Annotated in this window: 21 protein-coding genes; 8 read left to right on the top strand and 13 right to left on the bottom strand. The window is 67.7% G+C overall.

Annotation, left to right across the window (positions count from 1 at the left end; translation table 11 throughout):
- The first annotated feature begins 7 nt into the window (after positions 1 to 7).
- Positions 8 to 550 (top strand): type 1 glutamine amidotransferase domain-containing protein, encoded by a 543-nt coding sequence (locus tag CUT44_RS16740; protein ID WP_100202671.1) that lies wholly within the window; start codon positions 8 to 10, stop codon positions 548 to 550.
- Positions 551 to 803: 253 nt separating this feature from the next.
- Here CUT44_RS16740 and CUT44_RS16735 read toward each other — a convergent pair whose 3' ends face one another.
- Together CUT44_RS16735 and CUT44_RS16730 are read right to left on the bottom strand one after the other, a co-directional pair.
- Entirely contained in the window at positions 804 to 1,154 is a 351-nt protein-coding gene (locus tag CUT44_RS16735; RefSeq protein ID WP_100202670.1) for a hypothetical protein, read from the bottom strand.
- 198 nt (positions 1,155 to 1,352) lie between these two features.
- Positions 1,353 to 3,104 carry a lysyl oxidase family protein gene (locus CUT44_RS16730; protein ID WP_100202669.1) on the bottom strand — a complete coding sequence of 584 codons (1,752 nt, stop codon included), beginning with the start codon at positions 3,102 to 3,104 and terminating at the stop codon, positions 1,353 to 1,355.
- A 651-nt stretch (positions 3,105 to 3,755) separates the two neighbouring features.
- On the opposite strand from CUT44_RS16730, the gene CUT44_RS16725 reads away from it, so the two are divergent.
- The gene (locus tag CUT44_RS16725; RefSeq protein ID WP_100202668.1) at positions 3,756 to 4,424 is read left to right on the top strand and encodes a transcriptional regulator; all 669 of its coding nucleotides are present in this window, start codon (positions 3,756 to 3,758) and stop codon (positions 4,422 to 4,424) included.
- Between the two features lie 201 nt (positions 4,425 to 4,625).
- Positions 4,626 to 5,084: a nuclear transport factor 2 family protein gene (locus tag CUT44_RS16720; RefSeq protein ID WP_100202667.1), complete on the top strand. Its 459-nt coding sequence runs from the start codon at positions 4,626 to 4,628 to the stop codon at positions 5,082 to 5,084.
- A gap of 154 nt (positions 5,085 to 5,238) precedes the next feature.
- On the opposite strand, the gene CUT44_RS16715 is transcribed toward CUT44_RS16720, so the two are convergent.
- The 4 genes from CUT44_RS16715 to CUT44_RS16695 form a co-directional block, all read right to left on the bottom strand.
- A complete protein-coding gene (locus CUT44_RS16715; RefSeq protein WP_100202666.1) occupies positions 5,239 to 5,496 on the bottom strand; it encodes a hypothetical protein in 258 nt (85 codons plus the stop codon).
- Between the two features lie 191 nt (positions 5,497 to 5,687).
- Positions 5,688 to 6,281 carry a DUF4291 domain-containing protein gene (locus CUT44_RS16710; RefSeq protein WP_100202665.1) on the bottom strand — a complete coding sequence of 198 codons (594 nt, stop codon included), beginning with the start codon at positions 6,279 to 6,281 and terminating at the stop codon, positions 5,688 to 5,690.
- A gap of 127 nt (positions 6,282 to 6,408) precedes the next feature.
- The gene (locus CUT44_RS32790; protein ID WP_146252248.1) at positions 6,409 to 6,903 is read right to left on the bottom strand and encodes a hypothetical protein; all 495 of its coding nucleotides are present in this window, start codon (positions 6,901 to 6,903) and stop codon (positions 6,409 to 6,411) included.
- A 569-nt stretch (positions 6,904 to 7,472) separates the two neighbouring features.
- Complete coding sequence (locus tag CUT44_RS16695; protein WP_100202663.1) at positions 7,473 to 7,829, bottom strand: DUF6247 family protein; 357 nt, start codon at positions 7,827 to 7,829, stop codon at positions 7,473 to 7,475.
- A gap of 175 nt (positions 7,830 to 8,004) precedes the next feature.
- Between CUT44_RS16695 and CUT44_RS16690 the strand changes: the two genes are divergently transcribed.
- Complete coding sequence (locus tag CUT44_RS16690) at positions 8,005 to 9,450, top strand: recombinase family protein (protein ID WP_100202662.1); 1,446 nt, start codon at positions 8,005 to 8,007, stop codon at positions 9,448 to 9,450.
- Between the two features lie 137 nt (positions 9,451 to 9,587).
- On the opposite strand, the gene CUT44_RS16685 is transcribed toward CUT44_RS16690, so the two are convergent.
- From CUT44_RS16685 to CUT44_RS16670, 4 genes are all read right to left on the bottom strand, one after another.
- Positions 9,588 to 11,030 (bottom strand): replication initiator, encoded by a 1,443-nt coding sequence (locus tag CUT44_RS16685; protein ID WP_233221440.1) that lies wholly within the window; start codon positions 11,028 to 11,030, stop codon positions 9,588 to 9,590.
- A gap of 256 nt (positions 11,031 to 11,286) precedes the next feature.
- Positions 11,287 to 11,478 (bottom strand): hypothetical protein, encoded by a 192-nt coding sequence (locus CUT44_RS16680; protein WP_100202661.1) that lies wholly within the window; start codon positions 11,476 to 11,478, stop codon positions 11,287 to 11,289.
- The gene (locus CUT44_RS16675) at positions 11,475 to 12,779 is read right to left on the bottom strand and encodes an FtsK/SpoIIIE domain-containing protein (RefSeq protein WP_100202660.1); all 1,305 of its coding nucleotides are present in this window, start codon (positions 12,777 to 12,779) and stop codon (positions 11,475 to 11,477) included. The genes CUT44_RS16680 and CUT44_RS16675 overlap by 4 nt, the downstream gene beginning before the upstream one ends.
- A complete protein-coding gene (locus CUT44_RS16670; RefSeq protein WP_100202659.1) occupies positions 12,779 to 13,129 on the bottom strand; it encodes an SCO3933 family regulatory protein in 351 nt (116 codons plus the stop codon). The genes CUT44_RS16675 and CUT44_RS16670 overlap by 1 nt, the downstream gene beginning before the upstream one ends.
- A 168-nt stretch (positions 13,130 to 13,297) precedes the next feature.
- Between CUT44_RS16670 and CUT44_RS16665 the strand changes: the two genes are divergently transcribed.
- From CUT44_RS16665 to CUT44_RS32785, 4 genes are all read left to right on the top strand, one after another.
- Positions 13,298 to 14,071: a GntR family transcriptional regulator gene (locus tag CUT44_RS16665; protein ID WP_100202658.1), complete on the top strand. Its 774-nt coding sequence runs from the start codon at positions 13,298 to 13,300 to the stop codon at positions 14,069 to 14,071.
- Between the two features lie 426 nt (positions 14,072 to 14,497).
- Positions 14,498 to 15,046, top strand: coding sequence for a YdcF family protein (locus tag CUT44_RS34885; RefSeq protein WP_408646752.1), 549 nt, complete (start codon positions 14,498 to 14,500; stop codon positions 15,044 to 15,046).
- Between the two features lie 123 nt (positions 15,047 to 15,169).
- Positions 15,170 to 15,934, top strand: coding sequence for a Hachiman antiphage defense system protein HamA (locus CUT44_RS16655; protein WP_158239621.1), 765 nt, complete (start codon positions 15,170 to 15,172; stop codon positions 15,932 to 15,934).
- Between the two features lie 436 nt (positions 15,935 to 16,370).
- Positions 16,371 to 19,463, top strand: a complete 3,093-nt coding sequence (locus tag CUT44_RS32785; RefSeq protein ID WP_158239620.1) for a DEAD/DEAH box helicase — start codon at positions 16,371 to 16,373, stop codon at positions 19,461 to 19,463.
- Between the two features lie 514 nt (positions 19,464 to 19,977).
- Here the strand turns inward: CUT44_RS32785 and CUT44_RS16640 are convergent.
- The 3 genes from CUT44_RS16640 to CUT44_RS16630 form a co-directional block, all read right to left on the bottom strand.
- The gene (locus tag CUT44_RS16640) at positions 19,978 to 20,478 is read right to left on the bottom strand and encodes a YfbM family protein (RefSeq protein ID WP_199185728.1); all 501 of its coding nucleotides are present in this window, start codon (positions 20,476 to 20,478) and stop codon (positions 19,978 to 19,980) included.
- A 232-nt stretch (positions 20,479 to 20,710) separates the two neighbouring features.
- Positions 20,711 to 22,411 (bottom strand): serine/threonine-protein kinase, encoded by a 1,701-nt coding sequence (locus CUT44_RS16635; RefSeq protein ID WP_269846187.1) that lies wholly within the window; start codon positions 22,409 to 22,411, stop codon positions 20,711 to 20,713.
- A 282-nt stretch (positions 22,412 to 22,693) separates the two neighbouring features.
- Positions 22,694 to 22,954 (bottom strand): hypothetical protein, encoded by a 261-nt coding sequence (locus CUT44_RS16630; protein ID WP_146252246.1) that lies wholly within the window; start codon positions 22,952 to 22,954, stop codon positions 22,694 to 22,696.
- Between the last annotated feature and the right edge of the window lie 191 nt (positions 22,955 to 23,145).

The following is a 23,145-nucleotide window of genomic DNA, read 5'->3' as shown; positions in this document are numbered from 1 at the left end:
GGCACAAGTGAAGGTCGCCTTTCTCGTGGCCCCCGAGGGCGCGGAGCAGGTGGAGCTGACCGAACCGTGGCAGGCCGTGATCGACGCCGGCGGAAACCCCAGCCTGCTGTCCACCGGCAGCGGGGAGGTCCAGGCGTTCAACCACCTCGAACCGGCCGACACCTTCCCGGTGGACCGGCAGGTCGCCGACGCGGCGGTCGAGGACTACGACGCCCTGGTACTGCCCGGCGGTGTCGCCAACCCCGACTTCCTGCGGACGGACGAGAAGGCCGTCGCCTTCGTGCGGGGCTTCTTCGACGCCGGCAAGCCGGTGGCCGTGATCTGCCACGGACCGTGGACGCTGATCGAGGCGGACGTGGTGCGCGGCCGGAAGATCACCTCGTGGCCCAGCCTGCGGACGGACCTGCGCAACGCGGGCGCCAACTGGGTGGACGAGCAGGTCGTGGTCTGCACGGGCGGGCCCAACACCCTGGTCAGCAGCCGCAAGCCGGACGACCTCAAGGCGTTCAACCAGGCGTTCCTGAAGGAGTTCAGCGCCGTGTCGGCCTGACGGTCCCGGCCACGCGGAATCCTTCCGCGCGCCTGTTCCCAACCGGCCCCGGTCCGCGGCGTCCGTCCGCGGCCGGGGCCGGGCCGTGCCCGCTCATCCGGCTCGTCCCGTCGGCCCGCTGCCGCGCGGGCGGGGCGCGGCAGGGTACCGCCGCGTCCGTGCGGGACGGCGCGGGGCCGGGAGGCGGTGGCCGTACCCCCGTCCCGGCCACTTCCCCCCGGCCCCTGTGCACACCCGCGAGGCGGGTGGGATCTCAGCCGCCGGGCCTCTTCCCGGCGGACGGTTCCGCCGCGGCGGCCTCCTTCGTCAGCGCCACCGCCTGGCGCAGGCCCAGCCTCCGCTCGGCCGTGCGCAGCGCCCTGACGGCCTCGACCGAGTCCAGGGGCCCGTCGAAGCCGGCTGCCGCGAGCCGCCGCCGCGTCCAGCGGACACGCAACTCCGCCTCCGGGACCGCCGCGGCCTCCTCGGCGAGCGCCAGGGCCCGCTCCAGACCGGGCCGCTCCCCGGCCTCCGCGTCCGCCAGGGCCTGCCGCAGGGAAGCGGCGATCCCGTCCGCGTCACGGAGGACCACGACGGCCGGATCCTGTCTGCTGGAACCGAACATGACAGGATCCTCTCCCGAAAGCGGGCCGGAGCCCAGCGAATTGAGGCACTTCTGAGGTCCCGGCGACGGTACGGCGCCGCCCGCCGGCACCATACGCACGGCCGCCGGTGCCGGGCCCGGGGGCCCGGCACCGGCGGCCGGGGAGGCGTCAGGTGCTCCGGAGGGTCCGGACCATCCGGACCGTCCGAACCGCCCGGATCAGTTGGCGTCCACCAGGCCGTGCGGCGGCACGGTCACCGTACGGGCGCCCTTCTCGCCGCCCAGGACGACCTTGCGCAGCGCGCTGTTGTTGTCCGTGTCGGTCTCCTTCAGCCGCTGCTCGGGGTTGGCCAGCACCTGGATGTAGTAGGTGCCGTTCGGCAGGTCGGTGATGTCGAAGGACTGGTCCGGCAGGTCCTGGGTGTAGGTGTCGCCGGAGCCGACGTCCAGCACCTCGCGGACGGAGATCGAGTTCTCCGCCCCGCAGGCGGTGGACAGGTCGGTGTTGTCCGGGTGCCAGTTGGCGTTCTCCACCGTGTAGTCGACGGCGTCGGTGTTGGCCAGGCAGAACGCCTCCTTGCCGCTGCGCACCGCCTCCTTCTTGTCGGCCTTCAGCAGCCGGTAGCTGGCGAAGTCGGTGAAGTGCCAGTGCTCGTGGCCCTCGCGCGGGTCCCACTCCATCGTGCCGGTCGGGGCGTAGCCCACCTGCTTGCCGTCGGCGTCGTGGAAGTACTGGTAGGCGTCCATCAGGTCCTCGCCCGGGGTGCGGAAGCCGTCGACCACCAGCGGCGCGGGGCCCGCGTTCCACACGTTGGCGCTGAAGGCCAGGTAGTCGCGGTCCGGGGCGGACTCGTAGCCGTCGGTGGTGGTGATGCCGTAGGCGGGCAGGGAGCGCAGGTCGGGCAGGGGCACGTCCGGCACGCGCGCCTTGCCGGTGGGGCGCTTGGCGGCGGGCTTCAGTGCGGGCGCCTGCCGGGAGCCGTCCGTACGCCCGGGCCCGTCGCCGATCTCACCGGTCCCGCCGGTCTCACCGTCGAGCTCGTCACCACCCTCCTCGCCGTCCGCTCCCTCCAGCTGCGCCCAGGGCCGGACGGGCGGCGCGGGCGGGTACGGGCCGTGGCCCACGTTGTACGCGGGGCCCGCCCGGTCAGCGGCGGCCGCGGGCGGGGCGTCGGCGGCCGAGTGGTGCGCGTGCCCGGCGGTGCGGGAGCCGTGGGCCGAGGCGTCGTCCGGCAGGCTCTCGCCGCGCTCCTCGTCCTCCCAGCTCTGCTCGCGCACGGTCATCGCGACCGTGCGGGGCTCGTCCGCGATGCCGAACGCCTCGCGGTACCGCTCCGCCACCGACACCGTGGCGGTGTACTTCCCGGCCGGCAGCTCGACCTCCTGCTCGCCGTCGTAGCGGTAGGTGTAGGTGTTGGCCGCCCAGCCCTCCTCGATGCCCCACACCGAGCCGAGCGTGAACGGGTTGGCGGGACAGCTCTGGGGATACCGGGACGTGGCCGGCGCGTCGGGACTGATCCGGCCGGAGGCGTTGTTCGGGCAGAAGTCCTGGGTCTCCTCCAGGACGGTCTCGCCGCTCTCGTCGGCGACGGTGACCTCCAGGAACCCCGGCAGCCCCGAGAACCGGTCCACCAGACCCTCGGGGAGGACCTCGGTGCGGGTCTCCCCGCCGTCGCGGACGACCCGGGTGGCGACGACCGGGTCGTCGTAGGACTCGCGGGTCACCCTGATCTCCAGGGGTGCGCCCTCGGCGGTGACGTACGTGCCCAGGTCCAGGAAGAAGCCGGGCGAGTCCGTCCACGAGGTGAAGGTGAGCGATTTGCTGGCGGCGACCAGGCCGAGCTTCGGCGTACCGTCCGCCTCGCCGTCCTCGCTGGCGGACGCCACGGCGGCGATGCCCGCGGTCACGGCGAGGGCCGTGGCCGCGGCCAGCGCCGGGCGCCACGGACGGATCTTGTGCGGTCTTGTCATCGTGCTTCGTTCCTCCGATTGCCTCAGGTGACAGATCGGATGACAGTCGGCGAACGGATGGGCCGGCCGGAGCGGTCGGAACACGGCGGGTCTGCCCGCGTCTGCTGTCTCCGGTGCGGATGAGTGAGGAACGGGGCCCCGGGTTGTCCACGGACATGTGGGCGGCCGATCATTGGCCGAAAACTCGTCGTGATCAATGGATCAGGACGTTTTTCGAGTCCTTCGGCCCGTTCGGCGCACGAATATGCTAAAGCGCGGACGCCGGCTGTTCCGTCCGCTTCGGTTCCCGCACGGAAGCCTTCGCGTCGCGTGCGGACCCGGCGGGAAATCCGGCCTCCGGCCTTCAGCGCACTCGAATCCGAGGACGAGCCACTCGGCATCCTCGACGGACCACAGCAGCTCGGCAGCCGGCGGCCGCACGAAGCGGTTGATCACCTTCTTCCGGAGGATCTGCTCCCGGCGCCCGCCGGGGCGGTTCCGCATCGCCTTGCCGAAGAACCGCCCCCGCTCGGTCGGCCGGGCAGCACCTACCTTCCCCGGTGTACGGGCGGATCAAGGCCAGGAGCACGGGGCCGGGGCCGGGCTTGACGGTGGACGCCGCCCGCCCCGGGCGGTCCTCCCCGCCCCGCTCCCGAAAAGGTCCGCAAGGACATGCTGTCGGTGGCCTCCGACCTGTGCTGTCTCACCGGCTACATGGCCGTCGACGAGGGACTCCAGGGCCTGGCCCAGCAGTGCTACCTCAAGGCCCTGGAACTGGCCGGTGCGGCCGAGGACCACCTGACGTACTGCACCACGCTGCGCGGCATGAGCGTCCAGGCGGCGGACCTGGGCCACGGACCGCGGGCACTGCACCTGGCCGACGCGGCCGCCCGGGCCGGCGACCGGCGCGGTGCGCCGGCCCGTCTGCGGGAGGCGGAAGTGGCTTTGGACAAGGCCGAGTCACACACCGGACTCACGGGCAGGTACGACCATGCCGGGCTCGCGGACCACACCAGCCAGGTGCGGTACGAGCTGGGAGACATCGGCGGAGCAGTCAAGGCCAAGGTCGAATCCAACCGGCTCCGGCAGCCCACACAACGCAGGAGTCGGGTACGGAACCTGATGATCGCCGCCGAGCGGCAGATGAGGCTCGGGCACCTGGAACAGGCCGCTGCCACCTGGAACCTCGCCCTGGACGAGTACCCGTACGTCCAGAGCGGACGGGCGGACGCCCGCGTCCGCACCGTGGTCTCGCTGATCCGCCCCCACCTGCGCAACCGTGCCGCCCGCGAACTCCACGACCGTGCCCGCACGGCGGCCCCCGCCGCCTTCCGAGCCTGAGCCGTTCGGGATCACCGTACGGCCCATGCCGGTGGCCGGACCGAAAGCGGACGGCCGTTCCACCTTCCGTCACCATGGCGGCTTGCTCCAGTCATCGAGACCCCGCGTCGCCCGCAGGCCGGCGTTAACCTCGACCACGAAGAACCTTGCGACAACTCCCCGGCGAGTACCCGAGACCAGGTTCGAGGACGGAGGAGGACGATGAGTCCGATCGAGATCCCGCAAGCGCTCGGGAAGCCCTCCTACGACTCGGAGAAGGAGATATGGCGCACCCTCTGTGCGTACTGCGAGGCCATCGACGCTGCCGATTTCGACGGAGTCGCGAGGCTCTGGAAGCACGGGATGTGGCCTTTCGCGGACGGGCCCGGGCCGGAACCGGTGCGCCGCTGGCTCGACGACCACGTGATCCTGTACGACGGGCGGACACACACCAGGCACCAGCTCACGAACGTCGTGATCGACGTCGACGAGGACTCAGGAAGGGCTTCCTTCGCAAGCTGTGCCGGCATATGGCAGGCACTCGCGGACTTCCCACTCCAGCCGATCATCTACGCGCGCTTCAACGGGACCTTCGAGCGCGTGGACGGACGGTGGTGGTGGAAGACGCTCGAGGTGGTACCGGACCTGGTGGGCGATACCAGCCGGCACGTCCGCGGGTGAAGCAGGAACCACAGGAGGGACGCGCGATCCCCACCGGGAGATCCCGGATCTCCTGACCCCACTTGGTCTCCGCCTCCACCGGCCGACCGGCCCGACGGGGCCTTCTCGCTCCGGGCGCCGGCCCGGGTACGGCCCGTCCTGCCGTCCGCGGCGGTCAGGAATCGTCGGAGTCCTGCTCGAAAACGAAGTAGAGGCTCAACCAGTACGGTTCGTCCTCGTCGTGCAGGAAGTCCCAGGAGACGTCGACGGGGAAGACCTTCTGTTCCGCCACCCACTCGGCGGCCTTCCTGAAGACGTCCGCGGCGGTGGTGGCGTGGAACAGCTTCCGGGCGACGGGGTGCACCCGGGTCTCGGCGTCCGAGTCGTCGAATTCCTCCGGGACGTCCAGGCAGAGGCCGGGATCGATCTCCACGGGCTACTCCTTTCAGTCGGCCCACGGGCGCGGTCCGACGAGGGCCGACGCCCTGAGCACGCACCTGGTAAGACCGCGGTGCCCCCGGGGAGGGTTGCCCGCACCGGCGGACGGCCGATGGTCGCTTCCCGGTACTCCGGGAAGCAGCGCGGCGCTGCCACATCCACTGGGCGGTACCCACCCGTGCCCGGTCACGGACACAGGTGGGTTGTCAGTTCGTCACTGACGGGGTATGCCCGCTCCTCGGGCAGCAACTGAGCCGCGGAAGCCGGGTCGCCGCCGCTGAGGAGTGTGGGGATCTCCCGGGCGAGTGGAGTCACATCGCTGATGGACACCGTCCACTCGTCCGCGTACCGCTGCACGGCCTCACCTGAGAGCCCGAGTTGCAGCGAGCGGTAGGGCAGGGGTCGGAGGTGCAGATCCCGCTCGGGGTCCCACTGGACGCGGGTCGGTGCACGTTTCAACCGGTGCCGCCAGGTGCTGCGGTCGGTGTGCAGCCCGGGTGCGTAATCCGACAGGCACGCGTGACGCAGTGCCCACTCGAAGCCGGCGCGGGTGATCTCGACGGCAAGGATCGTCTCCTGCCCCGTCTTCGTGCCCCAGCCGGAGCGGTGCATCATCCACAGGAACGAGGGCTTTATCCACGTCATCCGGTCCCGCTTCCACGCGGCGGGAAAACGGCCCTGGCGAACCGCGGGCTCACCGATCTCCGGGGGGTACGCCTGGTAGACGGTGATCGTGGATGCCGTGTGGAGCGCGCGGATCCCGCGCTGCGGTTCTTCCATGCCGTACAGGGTGGTGTCGGCCGATTCCGGCAGGCCATTGATTTTCGGCTGCGGCAGTACCGGCGTTCTCAGGTCTCGACGGGCCGGTGCCGGTCGGGTGTGTCCGGCGATCGAGGTGCTGCCGTCGTCAGGGTTCAGTGCTCAAGGCGGCATCCACGGCGTACGCGAGGAGGTTCGCGAAGCGCAGCCACGTGAGCGGGTACATGTTCAGAGGCGTGTAGCCCGGGCGCACAAGGCGGCTGATGCCGTCGACCGTATCGGCCAGTGCGTCCCGCACCGAGCCGTCCGGACGGCCGAGGGCTGTGAGGTAGGAAAGGGCGCAGTCGTCGAGGCGGGCACGCAGGCCGGCGAGCTGTCGGGCCTGGCCGTCGCGGCAGGCAGTGCCGTCCGGGTGGGGAAACCGTTGGAAGGCGGAGTGACGGTTCGCCACGGCGGCGACGAGTCCCAGCCGGGAGGGGGCCCTCCTGCCGGGCCAGCGAGGTCCGAGCAGATGTGCCGTCTCGGCGGCTCGCGGGACTCGTCGGCCGACCGCTCTCTCCGCGCGCCGGTGGGCGGCGAAGACGTCCAACTCGTCGAGTCGGGCCGCGCGGCTTGCCTCCAACATGTCCAGCACGCGCAGCAAGGCGGCCGGATCTCTGCGGAGGTCGGGTGAAGGACATGCTGTCGCGGCCAGGTACGCCCAGGTCGCGTTGAAGCCGAGCGGTCAGTAGTACACGACGGCGCACCTCAGTGCCGTGTGCCGCCGGGCAAGCGGCAACTGCTCGTCACGCACTCTCCGGGCGTAGGTTCCAAAGCCCACTGGGCGACGATGTCGGCTCTCTGCCCTCGGCCGCGCAGACGGGGAAGGCGGCGCCGATGCCGAAGCAGCCGTCCTTGCCGCGGTCGAGGTACTGCTGGTCGCTGGAGTCGCCTGCACACTCCCGTTCACAACTGGTCGAAGGGCGGGACGATCCTCACGACGACGATCAGGCGGTCCCTGGGGGAGGCCAGGAAGTAGAACCAGCCGCCTGCCGCGTCCATACCGCAGTCCGCCGGTGCGCGGTCCGTTGCCCAGGTCTCCGATGTCGACGCCCATGCCGGCCAGTTCGGTGAGCTGGGTGGCGAGGCGTTCCACTTCGGCGGTGATCTCGGCTGGTACTCCGCCGGTGACGTGCGCGCTGTCCGGGTCGTACTCCCAGCGCCAGGTGTCACTCACCGCTGGGGCGGGGTGGCGAGCGCGGCGTGCGCGTCGTCCAGGATGCGGCCGATCTCGGAGGCCGCCTTGCGGGCCCGGTCGGCGTCGCCGGTGGCGGCGAGGTCCTCCAGTTGCCGCAGCCGCTCTGCCGGGTGGGGATGCCGCTGGATGTGCACCTGGACCGCCCACTGGGCGACGAAGCGCCGCAGCGGCGCGAGGTCGGAGCCCTGTCGGGCCTGGTCGGCGGCCTGGTCCAGTTCCCGGGTGAAGGCCGGGAGGGCCGCCGGTGCGATCTGGGCGACGGCCTGCCGCAGCGCGGTCACGGTGGCGGGCGGCTGGGGGATGAGCGGTCGGCCTGTGGCGGAGGTGGTCATGGCGTCTCCCCTGGGCGGGATTCTGCTCGCTGCGGGCAGCGTATCCGGCGGGGGCCGCCCGCAGTCGTCCGAACGAGTGACGACGACGGGCGGCCCGGGCCGGTCAGCCCTCGGCCTTGGCCACGCCCACCGGACAGGCGACACCGGTTCCTACGAGCGTGTACCTATGTGACCCATGACGCGACGAGCAGCGATCTACTGCCGGATCAGCCAGGACAGGGGCGGTGCGGGTCTCGGAGTCGCCCGCCAGGAAGAGGACTGCCGGGCTCTGAGCGCCCGCAAGGGCTGGGATGTCGTAGCCGTCCATACCGACAATGATGTCAGCGCCTACTCCGGAGCGCCGCGCCCGGCGTGGCAGGAACTCATGGAAGACGTGCGGAACGGGACCGTGGACGCCGTCGTGTGCTGGCACGTGGACCGGCTGACACGCTCCCCGCGCGAGCTGGAAGACGTGATCGATCTCGCGGACCGGTACGGCCTTGAGCTGGCCACGGTCAGTGGGGAGATCGATCTCGCGACGCCGACCGGCCGCATGATCGCGCGCATGCTCGGTGCCGCCGCCCGCCACGAGGCGGAGCACAAGGCCGAGCGTCAGCAGCGCCAGCGCCGCCAGGCCGCCGAGGCGGGAAAGGTCGCCGGAGGCGGGAAGCGCCCCTTCGGGTACGAGGACGACCGGGTCACCGTGCGCGAGGACGAGGCCGAGGTCATCCGCGAGGGTGCCCGCCGCGTACTGGCAGGCGAGAGTCTGGCGAGCATCTGCCGCGACTGGCAGAAGCGCGGTATCACCACCGTGGCGGGCATCCCGTGGAAGCCCAGTGCACTGCGCCGCATGCTGGCGTCCGCGCGGATCAGCGGACGGCGCGAGCATACCCCGCGCAGTTCCTGGGAGAAGACCCGCCCCCTGCTCGGTGAGATAGTGGCCGACGCCATATGGCCCGGGATCCTCAGCCATGAGGACTCCGACCGGCTGCGCGCACTGCTGTCCGACCCCGAGCGGCGCCGCAGGGTGGAGGGCACCACCAGGCGGAGCTACCTGCTCTCCGGCATCCTGCGGTGCGCGAAGCCGAAGGCGGACGGCACGCCGTGCGGATACGGCATGGTCGGCAGGCCCCGCGCAGGCGTACCGCGCTACGTCTGCCCCAACACCCCCGGCACCGACGCGTGCGCCGGAACGGCGACCAACGCCGAGAAGACGGACGAGCATGTACGCGACATGATCCTGACCGCGCTGGACTCGCCCACGCTCCGGAAGCGGCTCCAGCGCCCGGACGACGAGGACAGTGGCCTCTACGAGGAGATCCGGGCCGACGAGGAGGAGTTGGAGGAGCTTGCCCGGGACTTCGGCAACCGCAAGATCAGCCGCAAGGAATGGATGATCGCCCGCCAGCCGGTCGAGGAGCGGTTGGAGCGCAACCGGGCGAAGCTGTCGAAGACATCGAGGACGGCCGTCCTGCTGGCCTTCGTGGGCAGCTACGAGGACATGCGGGAACGCTGGGAGAAGATGAACCACTCCCAGCGCCGCGCCATCGTCACGGCCACCGTGCGAGCCATAGAGGTGGCCCCCGCCAACCCGCGCAAGCGATGGGACCCCGATCGGTTCATCTTCGACTGGATCGCGTAGCGCGGCGGCACGCGGTGCGGGTCCCGGGCTCGACCAGGGCGAGGACCCGCACCACGCGCTCTATCACCGCCAGGTCCTCGATGATCGGCGGAAGCCCCTGCCGCGCGCGGGACGCGGCCACCCGCCTTCTCAGTTCCTCAGGCGCCAAGAGCGCCCCCGAGACCGGAACGGAGAGCTTCCCGAGCCGCCTCCCGGTTGGCTGCCAGGTCTTCGGCGACGCCCGCGGCGATGAGCGCGGCGCCGGGGGAGTGGCCGGAGCCGACGTAGCGCCAGTGGGCATCGGTGACCGTCTCCGGTCCGGGGGACAGCTCCGGGCTCTGTGCGGTCCGCTCGTACTCGGCGCGTTCGGCGCGCAGGGCCGCGTAGGTGGTGGAGTAGGCGCGGGACTTGGTGAGGACGTGGCCCCGGTAGCCGAGGGTGTGAGCCCAGGCGCGCAGCCGCAGCGGTGCCAGTTCGGGCAGGCCGCCCAGGCGCCAGCAGGTCGTCATGAGGGTGCGTATATGCGGGGAGACCGGGGCGGTGCGCAGGTCATCGGGGCCGGTCAGCCGGTGGTCGAGGCCGGCGGCGGTGTCGGCCGCGCCTTTGGTGACGTACTTGGCCACGTATGCCGCTACCGCATCGTCGGTCAGCCCGTCCGGGCCGTCGAAGGCGCGCAGCGGCCGGACATCGAGCTGAGCACCCCAGCGCAGGGCGTACTCACCGAGTGCGGCACTGTGGACCGTGGCCAGGTGGACGGCCGCCGCAGCGGTGCGCACGGCACGGGTGAGGGTGTCGGTGTCGAGCCAGGTCGGGGGCGCAGTGGCCGGGCCGTCCGCGCCGTCGAGGCGCAGCACGGCATGGATGTGGACGGCCGCGCGCTTCTGGTACTCGGCGACCTTGGCGTAGGAGAGGCGCACCGTCCGGCGCAGCCCGGTCCGGGTGCGTCCGGTACGCGCGGCCAGGTGGTTGTAGAGGTTGTCGGTGAACGCCTTCCACAGCCGCCCGGCGTAGGCGTGCCACAGCACGTGGCCGCAGTAGTCGTAGCAGCCGGGGCAGATCGGTTGGCCGACGAGCGGATCGGTCACGTCGTGCACGGCCGGGCAGCCGACCGGGCGCCCGTGCTCGCACTCGCCAGCGTTCCGCCGAGGGCGGCACGGGGAGCTGTCGGCCGCGCGGTGGACCGGGCCGAAGCCGGGGGCGGTCAGGGTCAGGAACAACCGCGGCCGGTCCCGTACGTCGTCGGGGACGTTCTTGCCGCCGACCAGTCCGGCGCGCACCAGGTGGAAGGTGTCCCCGGCGTGGAGCCGGGAGCAGGGGGCGCAGACGGTGGCGCGGCGGTTGCGGCAGCGGACCGACAGCCGCTCGCCCGGCTCGTTCGCTGTGTCGTAGTGGTGCAGGACTTCACCGGTGAGCGCGTCGTAGGTGGTGGTGGAGCCCGCCAGATGCACCGGGTGTGCACAGCCGCCGGTGGCGGTGATCTGTTCCAGCCAGCGGGGGAACAGCGGGTCGGAGGCGAGGCGGATGATGTCGCGTTCGGCGTCGGAGAGATGGCGCAGGCGCGCCGCGCGGTCGAGCACGGCGCGCCTGTCGGCCGAGGTCATGGACTCGGCGGTGATGGTGGGGACCTCCCGGGGTGGGCCGCCGCAGCGGCACGGATGGATGAGGCTGGGTGGCTCGCGTCCATGGCGGTCACTCCCTGACGGATCGGTGTGGTGACGGGCGGGTCAGCGGATGGTTCCGGCGCCCCGGCAGACGCGGCAGCGGTGGCGGCGGCCGGTCCAGGTCTTCCGGGACCCCTCGCCCTTGCAGACGGGGCAGCGCACACGGCGCATCGGCATCAGCGGCTCTTTTCTCGTCTCAGGTGTGGAGGAAGCCGCCGGACAGCCAGTCCACGACGGCCAGGACGGTCCACCGGACCGGGGTGAGGGCCAGGTAGAAGCCGAACAGGGCGACCACGACCGCTTCCCAGGCCCGGACATCGCGCGAGCGGACCAGGAGCACGGTGATGAGCCCGAGGACCACCACCAGCGGGATGGGGGAGCCGGTCACTCCTGCTCACCCCCGCCCAGGGCAGCGGTCAGGAACGGCAGGCGCGGAGCGATGCCCGCGTGCTCCGAGGCGATGTGCCGCGCCTCTTCCGGAGTGGTCAGCCAGGAGCGGCCCCTCACCCAGCCGTCGGCGTCATCGGTGGTGACCGCGACGCCCTTGTGACCCATGCCGATGGTCTGCGCGACGATCACGGCGTCTTTGTGGAGATCACCAAGGGTCATCTCCGCCGTGCCGGGATCGTTGACCCGATGGCAGATCCGTCCGGTGAGCTGAGCCCGCAGCGCGGTCACGCCCGGTCCGAGGTCGGAGCCGACCCGCTGTCCGGCGACCACCAGGTGTACCCCCAGGGCCGCGCCGAGCTGTGCCAGCCGCAGCAGGTAGCTGGAACACTGCTCGGCCTCCGCCCGGTCCTCCTTCGAACCGCTGGTCAGATACAGCTCCGCCAGTTCGTCGACGATCACCACCACGGGCACCGGCCGCGACTTCTCCGGCAGGTCCCAGATGGACCGGGCACCGGCCCGGCGGCACAGTTGCATGCGTTCCTGCATGTCGGTGACGAGCGCGCTCAGCACGGCCACCGCCTCACGGCGACAGGTGGTCAGCACCGACAGCCGATCCCCGAACAACCCCAGCTCCATGCCGCCCTTGCAGTCGATCCCGACCAGGGCGACCGGTTGCGGCGCGAGCTGCGCGACGAGCCGGGTCAGGAGCGTGGACTTGCCCGACTGCGTGGCACCGACGATCAGCCAGTGCGGCACGCGCCGGAAGTCCATCACCCACGCACGGCCGGTCTCCAGCACACCGACCACCGCCGACAGCAGCGACGGCGGACCGGCGTCGTCCGGCATGCGCGGATCATCGAGCGGATCGTGTGCCGTCGCCGTGATCAGCACGACGCCCCGCCGAGGGGAGGTAACCCGCGCACTGTGCACGCCCCAGGCATGCGCCAGCGCGTCGGCAGCCTCCACGAACGGGGTCGGAGTCTGCCCCGGGCGGAGCCGCACCAGCAGCGACAGGCCGTTCGGCAGAGCGCGCGGGAAGGAGATCCGCGGAGGCAGCAGGCGCAGGGCCGTGCCCTTGACCACCACTCCGCCGAGTACCCGCCGAGGCGGCCGGTAGGAGACGGACAGGTCGTTGAGCTGTGCGACCTTCCGCCAGGTCAGCACCACCCGCACGGCAGTGCTCGGGTAGCCGGTCAGGCACCAGTGCCAGTGCGGCCACCGCCGGCGAAGCCACTCACCGCCGCCCAGCAGCCAGACCAGCACCACCAGCGCTAAAGCGACCAGGATCAGGTCTGCCATCAGACGCCACCGCCCTTGCCGGACGGCGCGGCAGCCGGGGTGACCGGGGTGACGGCAGCCGCACGGAAGCTAATCCCGTGCCGGTCACCCATGGCCCAGGCGAACGCCTCCAGGCCGGTGAGGCGGACCTCGGCCCCCTCGGTGACGCCCTTGGGCTCTCCGGTGACGGAGACCTCGATCACCGACACCCGCCGCCCTTCCTGGCGGACCATGACGCCCACGGTGTAGATCGTGTTGCCCTCTCGGTCCTTCTTGACCTCCTGCTTCTCGTAGTCCGCGATCTTCGGTTCCGGCGCCACGGCGCACCGCAGTACGCCGAGCCGGGATGTGTCCACAGGGATGGACTGCATCAGTGGTTGGCCTCCTTGGCCGATCGGACGCCAGCACTGCGCTGACGTCACTCGTAATGACGAGTGACGACTATGCACGTCTTGACGGCCGAACGCAACCACTTATGCTGACGAGTGACATCGCGCCGAGCGAGCGGCGCCGCTTCCTCACCCGACAGCGAGGCCCCCATGGGAGAGATCCAGCGCCCCGGAGCGCTCTACAAGCAGGTGGCCGCAGCCATCCGCGACGCCATCGCATCCGGGGAGTTCGCGCCGGGCGCGCCGCTGCCCTCGGAGACCCAGCTCATCGAGCGTTATCAGGTCTCCCGCCCCACCGTGCGCAACGCGATTGCCGCCCTGCGCAGCGAAGGGCTCATCGAGGTCATCCACGGCAAGGGCAGCTTCGTCCGCGGCGCCCCGGTCCCCGTCCTGACCATCGACCGCACCATCACCCGCGACGACGCGGGCCACTTCACCACCGGCCACGACGGATGGAAGACCGCCGAGGAGCCCAGCGTCTACCGCACCAAGACCACGGCCACCACCGGCCCACTCCTCGCCCTGGACGAAGGCGAAGCCCTCTTCGGCGTCGACCGACTTCTGACCGACCCGGCCACCGGCACCCGCGCCCTGCACCGGACCCTGATCCCGTTCGCCACCGCCGAGGGCACCGCACTGGCCGAGCACCCCGACACCGAGCCCGCGCGGATCTACGCCCTGCTCACCGAGGCCGGACACACTCTGTCGTGGACCGAGGCCGCCCGCGCCCGCATGCCGCTGCCCGACGAGCGCACCACGCTCCAGCTCCCCGACGCCACCCCGGTCATCCACACCACCCGCACCACCCGAGGCCGCGACGACCGCCCACTGATCCTCGAAGAACTCACCACCAGCGGCGCCCGCGCCCAACTCACCTACCGCATCACCGCCGACAACCCCCACCAGACCCAGCCCACCGGCTGACCCGCCACCTGTCGAAACCTGTCTTCACTTACTCAAGCCCCGGCTGCGCTCCGCTCCGCCGGGCGCGCTCCCGGCTCCGCCGCGGGCGCCGCTCCTGCCTCCGGCCCGCTCCGCCCGCGCTGCGCCGACGCGCGCCCAGTGTGGGTAGGGCCGAAGGCCATGAGTCGATCACCGCGCAGAGAACGGCCACGGCTCAAAGACATGCCTCCGGCGGGGGCGTTCAGGCTCCGAGATGGCGGGGGCGCCGCCTGCGAGTGCCGGCCGAGTGTGGCGTGCGCGGGGGAGCTCCCATCCCGTCTGCCGTCGACCCAGACAGAGCCGAGCAGACGCGGCCCAGGGCGTCAAGGTCGTTCGTACAGTGGCGCGCTCCACCTTGACGCCCTGAACCACGCCCGCTCCACGGTGTGTGGGTCGACGGCAGACGGGATGGGAGCTGGGGTAAGCGGTGGGTCGGGCAGGTCTGCAACCGCTCCGGTCGGACTTGTGAGGGCGACCGCAGCAAGCAGGAGATCGGCCCCTGACTCGTTCGCCCGAGGCCGATCTCGATGGACTACGCTACGCCCTCTTCTTGGGCCGGCCGCGCTGACCAGTCTCGTGCAGGGCGGCGCTGCCGCCGAACGGCAAGAGGAGCACGCGGCGCCGGGTGCTCCTGCCGTCTCGTCCGTCCTGCTGGTCAGCAAGCCGTACGAAGAACGACGGGCCTACGCGACCACCCACAAGCTGTGGCCTGAAGTCGAGTGGGTCAGCACGTCCACCCGCATGACCCTGGTCGACTACATCGACTCGATTGGCGATGCACGCCTCGTAATTGACATGTTGACGGGCACGCAACAGCGGCTCATGATCTACCCACAGCAAGGATTCATGCTCGAACAGTACGTTCCTGATGACGTGGCCGCAGCGTACGAACGCTTGCGCGATTCCGGGTTTACAAGCCGACTGGTGACAGACCCCGCAGAGCGGAAGCGTGCTTGACCCGCTACGCTCGCGATCGCGAGGATCGACCATACCGGATTGCGGAGAGCGGCACGGCTGGTCCTCGGGGTGGACGGCACATCGGCTGCATGGAGACGGCGACCTATTGCGGGGGGCAATGAGGTGACGAGCTACAAGAAGTGGTGCAAACCCTCTAAGGTGACGTATGTCGAATCTCATGTAATCGACGTTCTTACGTCGGCTACGGATGAGGTTGGCATTACGTTGCTTGCAGCCTACCTTCCTAGTCGCTACGCCGAAACTAAATCGCTGACACGAATTGCGGAACGATTCGGCAAGGGCCAGGTAGCCAAGTTTCTGCAAAACAAGCTTCCAACCAAGCAAAGCGCAAGATCAGGTGATCTTGGCGAGATACTTGCTGCCGCATTTCTGGAGGAAGACTGTGGGTATGTCATCGGCCCTAGCCGATTGATTCAGCGGGACCACCAAGAGTGGGCAATGCGCGGTGATGACGTGCTCGCTGCAAGATTTGACTCTTCGTCAAAGGTTCACCTGATCAAAGGTGAAGCGAAAAGCCGAGCTCAAGCGAAATCTGACACGGTGAAAGAAGCCCGCGACGGTTTGCAGCGCTCCGACGGGCTTCCATCTCCACATTCATTGACCCAGTTCGCAGAGCGTTTGCTGGGCACGGTCAATGATGACTTGGGGGAGGAAATCCTCACACTCCAGCTCGAAGATGGAATTCGACCTAAAATCGTTACGCACCTGATATTCCTTTTCGCAGGGAACAATCCGATCAGTCATGTCAATGTTGATCTGATCGCCTACAAGGGTGATATAGCGCAGCGGGCAGTGATTCTTCAAGTGCAAGCGCACCAAGATTTTGTCCGCACAGTCTACGAGAGGGTGATTGCGGATCGTGCGTGACCATCAATCCTTGTCTCAAGCCTTGACCAGCGCCATAGAACCGCGGTTCCGAGGTCGACTCGTCGCCAGAGGGCAGGCCCAGTCTATGATCCGTCGCGGTGGAACGCTGCCCGACGGAGCGCCGTTGTTCGATAGCTCCCTGGATAACGACCTTCTCGGGTACGCTTACTCCCTGATCTCCACCAGCCTTCGAATCGCTGAGCCGGTTAACACGGACGAGGCAGATCAGGAAACAGTCGACCGTTACGCAAGTCTCGCTCGCGAAGGCCTTATTCATGCCTCGTACGCGCTTGAGGCAGCCACCAGGAATGTATCGGAGAGTAGCGATACATCTTTCCACCGTTTGATTGCTGGTGCAGCAAGTCATCTGGCTGGATATGCTGCACGCGCATATTCGCTGGTCCAAGGAAGTGTGCAATCAGGCCGACTGACGCCGATGGAACAGACGCTGGCTGACTTGATTATGCGCTCCCTCGATGCTATCGAGGAACGGACTCGACGTTTAAGGGCATCGCCCGACGTGACGGACGATGCCCTATTGGCAGCCTTCCTTGGCTCCAGTCGTGAATATCCCACTGTCCATGAGGAGGCTGGGACTCTAACAAGCGACCGTGGCCCTATTGAATTGTTGCTCAGCGAGAACTACATGTCGGCTGTCTCCGCTGCACTATTTGCTTTGGCTCACGCTCAGTCGGAACTGATGGCGACGGCACTCGCTGACTTACAGACAGGAGAGCGTGCGTCACACGATATAAGTGCTCCGGGACCTTGGTGGGTCCATCGCCTCACACGTCGATTGCTTGATGACCTTGCCCACACCAGTATTGGTACTAACATCCCTGACCAACCACCGCCGGTAGGGATTGCGCACGTTCGAATTCCTGATGAGCTACGCAAAGCTCGGTGGCGTTACCTGCGAAAAACTTTCGTAGCCACTCTCTTTGCCCGCGGGCGCTCCGAGATCGACCTCTGGCCATCGCAGCTACACGTTGTCGATCGAATTTTCGAGGGGAACGACGACCTTGTTGTTGCTCTCCCTACCAGTGCGGGCAAGACCCGGATCGCAGAGCTTTGCATTTTGTCCTGCCTAGCTCAAGAGCAGCGGGCCATCTATGTGGCTCCGCTGCGGGCACTGTCTGCTCAAACCGAACAGGTATTGGCGCGTACCTTTATGCCTCTCGGGATAAATGTCTCATCCCTCTACGGAAGCATGGGGGTGAGTGAGTTCGATGAGCATGCCCTCCGTGAGAGTCGCATCGTCGTAGCAACCCCGGAAAAACTTGACTTTGCTCTTAGATCGGACCCAAGTCTTCTCGATGACGTTGGCCTGGTAGTCCTCGACGAAGGACACATGATCGGGCCGTCCGAGCGTGAAGTTCGGTACGAAGCGCAGATCCAGCGTCTTTTGCGCCGCTCCGACGCGAACACGCGCAGGATCGTATGTCTCTCGGCTGTCTTCCCTTCAGGCGATGACCTCAATGACTTCGTTTCCTGGATAACCGACGACAATCCGCGTGGGCTCCACCGCGAGGAATGGCGCCCCACGCAGCAACGGTTTGGCTTGGTGGAATGGCGTCGAGACCACGCTCGCTTGTCGATCACATTGGGAGGTGACCGACCATTTATCCCCAAATATCTCGAAGCAAAAGCGCCGACTCGCCCTCGGAGGAAGTCATTTCCCGCTGATCAGCGGGAACTCGTCATCGCGGCCTCGTGGCGACTCGTTGAAGAAGGTCAAACAGTGCTGATCTTCTGTCCGCAACGGAACTCAGTTGAGCCTTATGCGCGCGAGATCGTCAAACTTCGAAAACAAGGTCTCATCGACTCCGTCCTCCCCCCTCAGGTCGACCTGGCGAGCGTTCTCTCGATTGGTGCCGAATGGTTCGGCGAAGATCACCCCATCTTGGAGTGCCTCAAATTGGGAGTGGCTATCCACCACGGCGCACTCCCCGCACCTTTCCGCCGTGAAGTTGAGCGTTTGCTTCACGCGGGAGTCGTCAAGGTCACGGTGGCCTCACCGACCCTCGCCCAAGGCTTGAACCTATCGGCATCCGTTGTGCTTTTCCACGGACTTCGCCGCAGTGGGAACCTTCTTACCGGTGCTGAGTTCTCAAATGTCATCGGACGGGCCGGCCGCGCCTTCGTCGACAGCGAAGGGCTTGTGCTCTGTCCCATCTTCGACCCTAAGGACTCCAAACGACGTGATTGGAGGGAACTCACCAGCGGCGAGACCGGCAAGACTTTGCGGTCCGGACTGATCGAGGTGAGTCGTGCCCTAATCCGACGCATCATTGAGCATATCGGTTCCAGTCAACTGTCGAAATTTCTCGCTTACCTCACTGGAGGCTCAGAATGGGCATTCCCGGTTGTTGCCGGCGAGACGCCGGTGGCCCAAGAGGCGGCAGAACAATCCTGGCGGTCAAACCTCGCGCTGCTCGACACAGGAATCTTGAGCGTCCTCGGGGAGGAGGACTCCCATCCTGACCAGATCACGCAGCGGATCGCAGATACCCTCAGGGATTCCTTGTGGGACCGGCAAATCCAGCGCTTCGGCGAGGGGCCCGCTGCGGCTTTGCGTGAGGTAGTCGCCAACCGGACCCAGTTCATCTGGGCCACATGCACACGAACGCAGCGTCGCGGATGGTACCTTGCAGGGCTCGGCGTAGACGCAGGACGAGAACTTGCCCAGGTTGCAGGGGACGTCGTTGAATTGATCGCCCAGGCCGAGGCCGCTATAACTGGGAGAGATCACGAAACCGCGACAACTCGGATTGAGCAGATCGCGGAAACGCTCTTCTCCTTGCCTACGTTCCAGCCCGATACGAAGATCAGGAACTGGCGAGGGGTTCTCGGACAGTGGGTGAATGGTCGGCCCCTAGGAGACGTCGATGGGCCCGATCCTGATGACCGCATCGCCATCGCCCAGTTCATCGAATCGGACCTGATCTATCGACTTGTGTGGGGCGCTGAGGCGGCTCGTGTGTATGAGGACGCGCAAGGTAACCCCGCTGCTGCCGCGCTCGAAGGATCAGTGCTAACCGCGATCGAGACTGGCACTTTTCTTCAATCAGCATCCATCCTGATTCGCGCCGGCTTCGACCACCGAGTCGCCGCAATATCTGCCATTGAGGAGACCGGTGCGACGTTCTCCTCAGTTTCAGCAATGTGGACATGGATTGCTCGGCTGGAGCCCGAAATTTCCCGTTCACCGAACTGGCCGACCGCAGAGTCACGCGAAGCGTGGCTGCGATTTGCAGAAAATGTGTCGCGGACCCGATATCGGTCATGGAGAAAAAGAGTCGAGCGGATTTATGAAGTCATTTGGTCCGGCCCGCCGCCATCAAAGCGTGCATGGCTTCGTGCAACCGCACACCGTAATGGGGTAAGACTCTGGTCGCCAGGTTTTGATTTTGTCGGACACGCCAAAATTTCGCTCAACTTGTCCATGGAAGGAATACTTTACGCGCGAAGGGTCAGTGACGGACCTGGCGTCGAGCTGCACTATCGGGGACCTGACGACCTCTTCTGAACGGAGGGCCGCTGTTTTCTTCGGCCGCCGGGGCCGTCCGAGGGTGGTCGGCAACGACAGACAACAACGGCTTTTCTGCGGGTCAGAGCGACTCCACAAACAAGACTCCGAGGTGGCGCCGTCGCATCGTCACTTCTTCGACGTGTGATCGGCACCCGCCGTGCAAGCGGCGGTGACTGGCGCGGCGCCCCCGCTCCCTTCTGAGAAGCTGGGGCGCCGTCATCCTCGCCGGGTTTACCCGCGCCAAGGACATCCTGACCACGGTCGGGTCCGCCTTGAGCGTGTGGCTGACGCCGTCGCGAAATAGCGAGGCATACGCGATCACCGAGCCGACCGGCGTGGCCAGTTGTCGAGGGCTGAGGTTCCGGGACCGCGGTTGGGCGACGGCAGCCTTTGACGGCAACATCAGCGCACAGCGGCAGTCTGTCGTGGTCGCCAAAGTGCTCTCTTGGCCCCGTCCGGACCTCCGCCGAGCAGATCGGCCGCTCGGCGGGACGAACCTGTAAAGCAACGGTCAGTCGAGCCACACGAGCATCGCGTCATCCGCCACAGCGGCAGCCTTGAGGAACTGCGTCAGGCCGTCGTACCAATGGCGCCCCCACTCAAGCGCTCCGGGCTCTTCCCACCCGAGGGGGTACACCTCGGCCTCGGTCAGGTCAGCAGGGTCCACGCCACTGATGAGCTGGTCGTAGGGGGTGGTGCGAAGCGCCTCCGCCGCGAGCCGGATCCGTTCCGGGCGCAGGTACCTCGGCGGCCCGTAGCCCCAGTCCCCATCCTCGGCGAACGGCTCCTCACCATGGACGACGTTCACCGGGAAGTCGACACGCGCCAAGAGGAAGCGGAGCAGATCCCAGGTCTTGTACGTGCTGAAGTGGCGCGCTTCGGCCAGCGCAGGCTCCGACTCCTCCTCGGCGTTCTGGACCTCTTCGACGAGGTCCAGCGCCCAGTCAGGGTCTTGTACCACCCGGTCAAGCTCAGCAGCCGTGACACGCAGATACTCACCGATCATGCTCATGGCCGGAGACTAGGCGAGGCAACTGACAGCGGCCGCCGGACTGGTCGTCTCAGTTTCCGTCTCATTCAGTCCGGTCCACCGACGTTCGGGTAAGACCCGGAGCCGATCCCAGCCATGTAACAAGCCGCCCATGAACGCAGGTGAACGGCAGTGAACGACTGCCAGCAGGTCCCCAACAGGCTTGGAAAGCATGTAGGCCCAACGGTCGTAGCCCGGCAAGCTCCTGGCAGGCTCACTGGTAGACGCTGGCGATCGGGGTGCTGATGCTGATGCCTGCTCCTTCGGCTCGGTACGAGATAGTCCAGACGGCGCCAGTCTTGTCTGGCTCGCCATACAGGTGCCCGCCCTCCTCGCAGGCGTAGTTCATGCGCTCTTCAGCGACCACAGTGGTAGCGCCTGTCATCACGCGACAGGCGTTTCCGTCTGAGAGGACGATGATGATGGGGGAGATTTGAGGTCCACCCGGTATGTGGAAGTTGTTGCCGGGCAGTGGCTCGGTCAGGGTGAGCCGAACCATCCTGGTAGGACTGGCGCCCATGCAGAGCAGAGCTTCGTGCTCGGGGCCCACATCGGGGGCGAAGCACGGGTCGAGGATCTCTTCTTCGGCGATGCACCTCCAGGCATCGAGACGCATCGTGGATTCGGAAGAGCTCCAGCAGGAGCCGATGGTCTCACCGGTAACGGTGATGTCGTCGGCGGGGTAGCCACCGAGAGCCCAGGGCGTGATCGTGCTGACCTGGGTCCTGTTGAGAGTCGGAGACGGTGAAGGCGCTGAGGACGGTGTAGTCACGGCCCGCGCAGTGGGCATCTGGCTTGTGGTCGGTGTCGCGCTTGAGCTGTTCCTCTGGGTAGGAGTGCCATCGGAGGAACTGGACGTACGGCTGGATGAGGAGTCGGTTGTGGCTCCGCCTTTTCCCGGCGTGGTCACCGCCCACATGCCGATTGCCGCGGCCAGCACGGCGGCGGTCGCTGCCAGCCAGACGATGTACCTGCGAAGGTCCTGGGGCTCAGTGGTCGTCCAAGCAGGATCGTCGGCGACTGTCGGCATGCGCCACTGCTCCGACATGACGTCCTGTACCAGGGTGGATTGCTCAGGTCCGCTGTCCAGGACCTGGGTTACCTGCTGGCTCAGCAGGTCCGCCGTCTTCTCGGCCAGGGTGATGGCTGCTGGCCGCTCTTCCGGCTCCTTTGCCAGGCAGGGCTCGATGACGCCGCGCAGTTCCTCGGGTAGTCCTTCCAAGTTCGGTTGCTCACGCATTACTCGGAAGGCCACCGCGTCAGGAGCGCCAGAGCCGAAGGGAAGCCGTCCGGTTGCCGCGTAGGCGACGAGTGCGCCCCACACGAATACGTCGCCAGGCGATCCCACTGCTCCGTCTCGGTACTGCTCAGGACTGATCCATCCGGGGGTTCCCGACATCGTCCCGGTGCGGGTGATCATTGTGCCGTCGGCTATGTGGGCGATCCCGAAGTCCAGCACGCGGGGACCTTGCGGCGTCAGCATGACGTTCGTCGGCTTGAGGTCGCGGTGGACAACACCCGCCGCGTGGATGGCGGCCAGCGCGCTGGCAGTGCCGGCTGCGAAGAGGTGGAGCTGTATCCCGGTCAGAGCCCCCCGTGTCGCGAGGTGCTGTTGCAGAGTGGGGCCGGAGACGTAGTCAGTGGCCAACCATGGGACATCGGCTGCCGGGGCCGCGTCCAGCAGCGGCACCAGGCATGGGCCGCCTACCCGGCGTAGTACTTCGACCTCGCGGTGGAAACGTGCCCGGAATTCGGGATCCGCAGCGTGCTGGGCGTGAATGACCTTGATGGCGACCCGACGCCCGCCGGGACCCGTGGCTGCGTACACGGTTCCCATACCGCCCGCCCCAAGCCGACCAACGACGCGGTACGAGGCGACACGCTCCGGGTCCCCCGGCAGCAATGGACTGATCACGGGCACGGCAGCTGATCTCCAGAAGACAGACACAGAGAGTAACGTCGAAGGGTCACACAGTAGCTCCTACTTGACCTTTGTAGGCGGGATACTGGGGAAAGTTGCGCCTTCACACATCGCTGCCGTGCCAGATGCGTGCCAGAACGGGCGGGGAGACACGGTCAGTAACAGTTACTTCGGAGGGCCGCGCAGCGTGGGCTGTGAGGGCTTTTACGCAGGTCAAGGGCATGGCGGAGGGTTGATCTTGCGGTGATTCCCAAGCTCATGGTCACCAGTGAGCCGCTACTCCACCAACCTCGCTACGTCTCGCGCTACATCAGGCGAGCACTTCAGAGTGATGATGCCGGAGCCGTCCGGGTCTGTGCCTGCTCGGAGCTGTAGGTCCGTCGCGTTCACGCCCGCAGCTTCGAGGGCATCAGCCAGGGCCCGTGCGGCGTCCGTCGCTTCGCGCCAGCCCGACAGGTAGTCGATGCCGCGGACCCACAGCGCTGCGTCGAGGTCGAGTCCGTCGCTCGTGAAACCTGTCTCTTCCGGGTCGTGCATCGGCCCGTGCCCCTCTCCCAGGTGATCGTCTGAACTCCGCTGCTTGGAGGCCGAGTTGGTCAAGGGCACGCCGAAGTGCCCCGGTACCATCGGCACCGGGGTCCTCCGGGATCTCCGCCGGGCCACCCCTGTGCCTGCCAGGGTTGAGGGGGTGGCCCGGTTGTGGTTTGTGGCGGTGTGGCCCCGCCCCG

Origin of the sequence: Streptomyces carminius, from assembly GCF_002794255.1 — a bacterium.
Classification (GTDB): Bacteria; Actinomycetota; Actinomycetes; order Streptomycetales; family Streptomycetaceae; genus Streptomyces; species Streptomyces carminius.
The sequence above is the reverse complement of the archived record's forward strand: the minus strand, read 5'-3'. Positions and strand labels throughout refer to the sequence as shown.

Bases quoted from the DNA above. Each gene is read 5' to 3' on its own strand.
- CUT44_RS16735 (WP_100202670.1), bottom strand. From the start codon at position 1,154: ATGTTCGGTTCCAGCAGACAGGATCCGGCCGTCGTGGTCCTCCGTGAC.
- CUT44_RS16730 (WP_100202669.1), bottom strand. From the start codon at position 3,104: ATGACAAGACCGCACAAGATCCGTCCGTGGCGCCCGGCGCTGGCCGCG.
- CUT44_RS16725 (WP_100202668.1), top strand. From the start codon at position 3,756: ATGCTGTCGGTGGCCTCCGACCTGTGCTGTCTCACCGGCTACATGGCC.
- CUT44_RS16720 (WP_100202667.1), top strand. From the start codon at position 4,626: ATGAGTCCGATCGAGATCCCGCAAGCGCTCGGGAAGCCCTCCTACGAC.
- CUT44_RS16710 (WP_100202665.1), bottom strand. From the start codon at position 6,281: ATGGAAGAACCGCAGCGCGGGATCCGCGCGCTCCACACGGCATCCACG.
- CUT44_RS16695 (WP_100202663.1), bottom strand. From the start codon at position 7,829: ATGACCACCTCCGCCACAGGCCGACCGCTCATCCCCCAGCCGCCCGCC.
- CUT44_RS16690 (WP_100202662.1), top strand. From the start codon at position 8,005: ATGACGCGACGAGCAGCGATCTACTGCCGGATCAGCCAGGACAGGGGC.
- CUT44_RS16685 (WP_233221440.1), bottom strand. From the start codon at position 11,030: ATGACCTCGGCCGACAGGCGCGCCGTGCTCGACCGCGCGGCGCGCCTG.
- CUT44_RS16675 (WP_100202660.1), bottom strand. From the start codon at position 12,779: ATGGCAGACCTGATCCTGGTCGCTTTAGCGCTGGTGGTGCTGGTCTGG.
- CUT44_RS16670 (WP_100202659.1), bottom strand. From the start codon at position 13,129: ATGCAGTCCATCCCTGTGGACACATCCCGGCTCGGCGTACTGCGGTGC.
- CUT44_RS16665 (WP_100202658.1), top strand. From the start codon at position 13,298: ATGGGAGAGATCCAGCGCCCCGGAGCGCTCTACAAGCAGGTGGCCGCA.
- CUT44_RS34885 (WP_408646752.1), top strand. From the start codon at position 14,498: ATGGGAGCTGGGGTAAGCGGTGGGTCGGGCAGGTCTGCAACCGCTCCG.
- CUT44_RS32785 (WP_158239620.1), top strand. From the start codon at position 16,371: ATGGAACAGACGCTGGCTGACTTGATTATGCGCTCCCTCGATGCTATC.
- CUT44_RS16640 (WP_199185728.1), bottom strand. From the start codon at position 20,478: ATGAGCATGATCGGTGAGTATCTGCGTGTCACGGCTGCTGAGCTTGAC.
- CUT44_RS16630 (WP_146252246.1), bottom strand. From the start codon at position 22,954: ATGCACGACCCGGAAGAGACAGGTTTCACGAGCGACGGACTCGACCTC.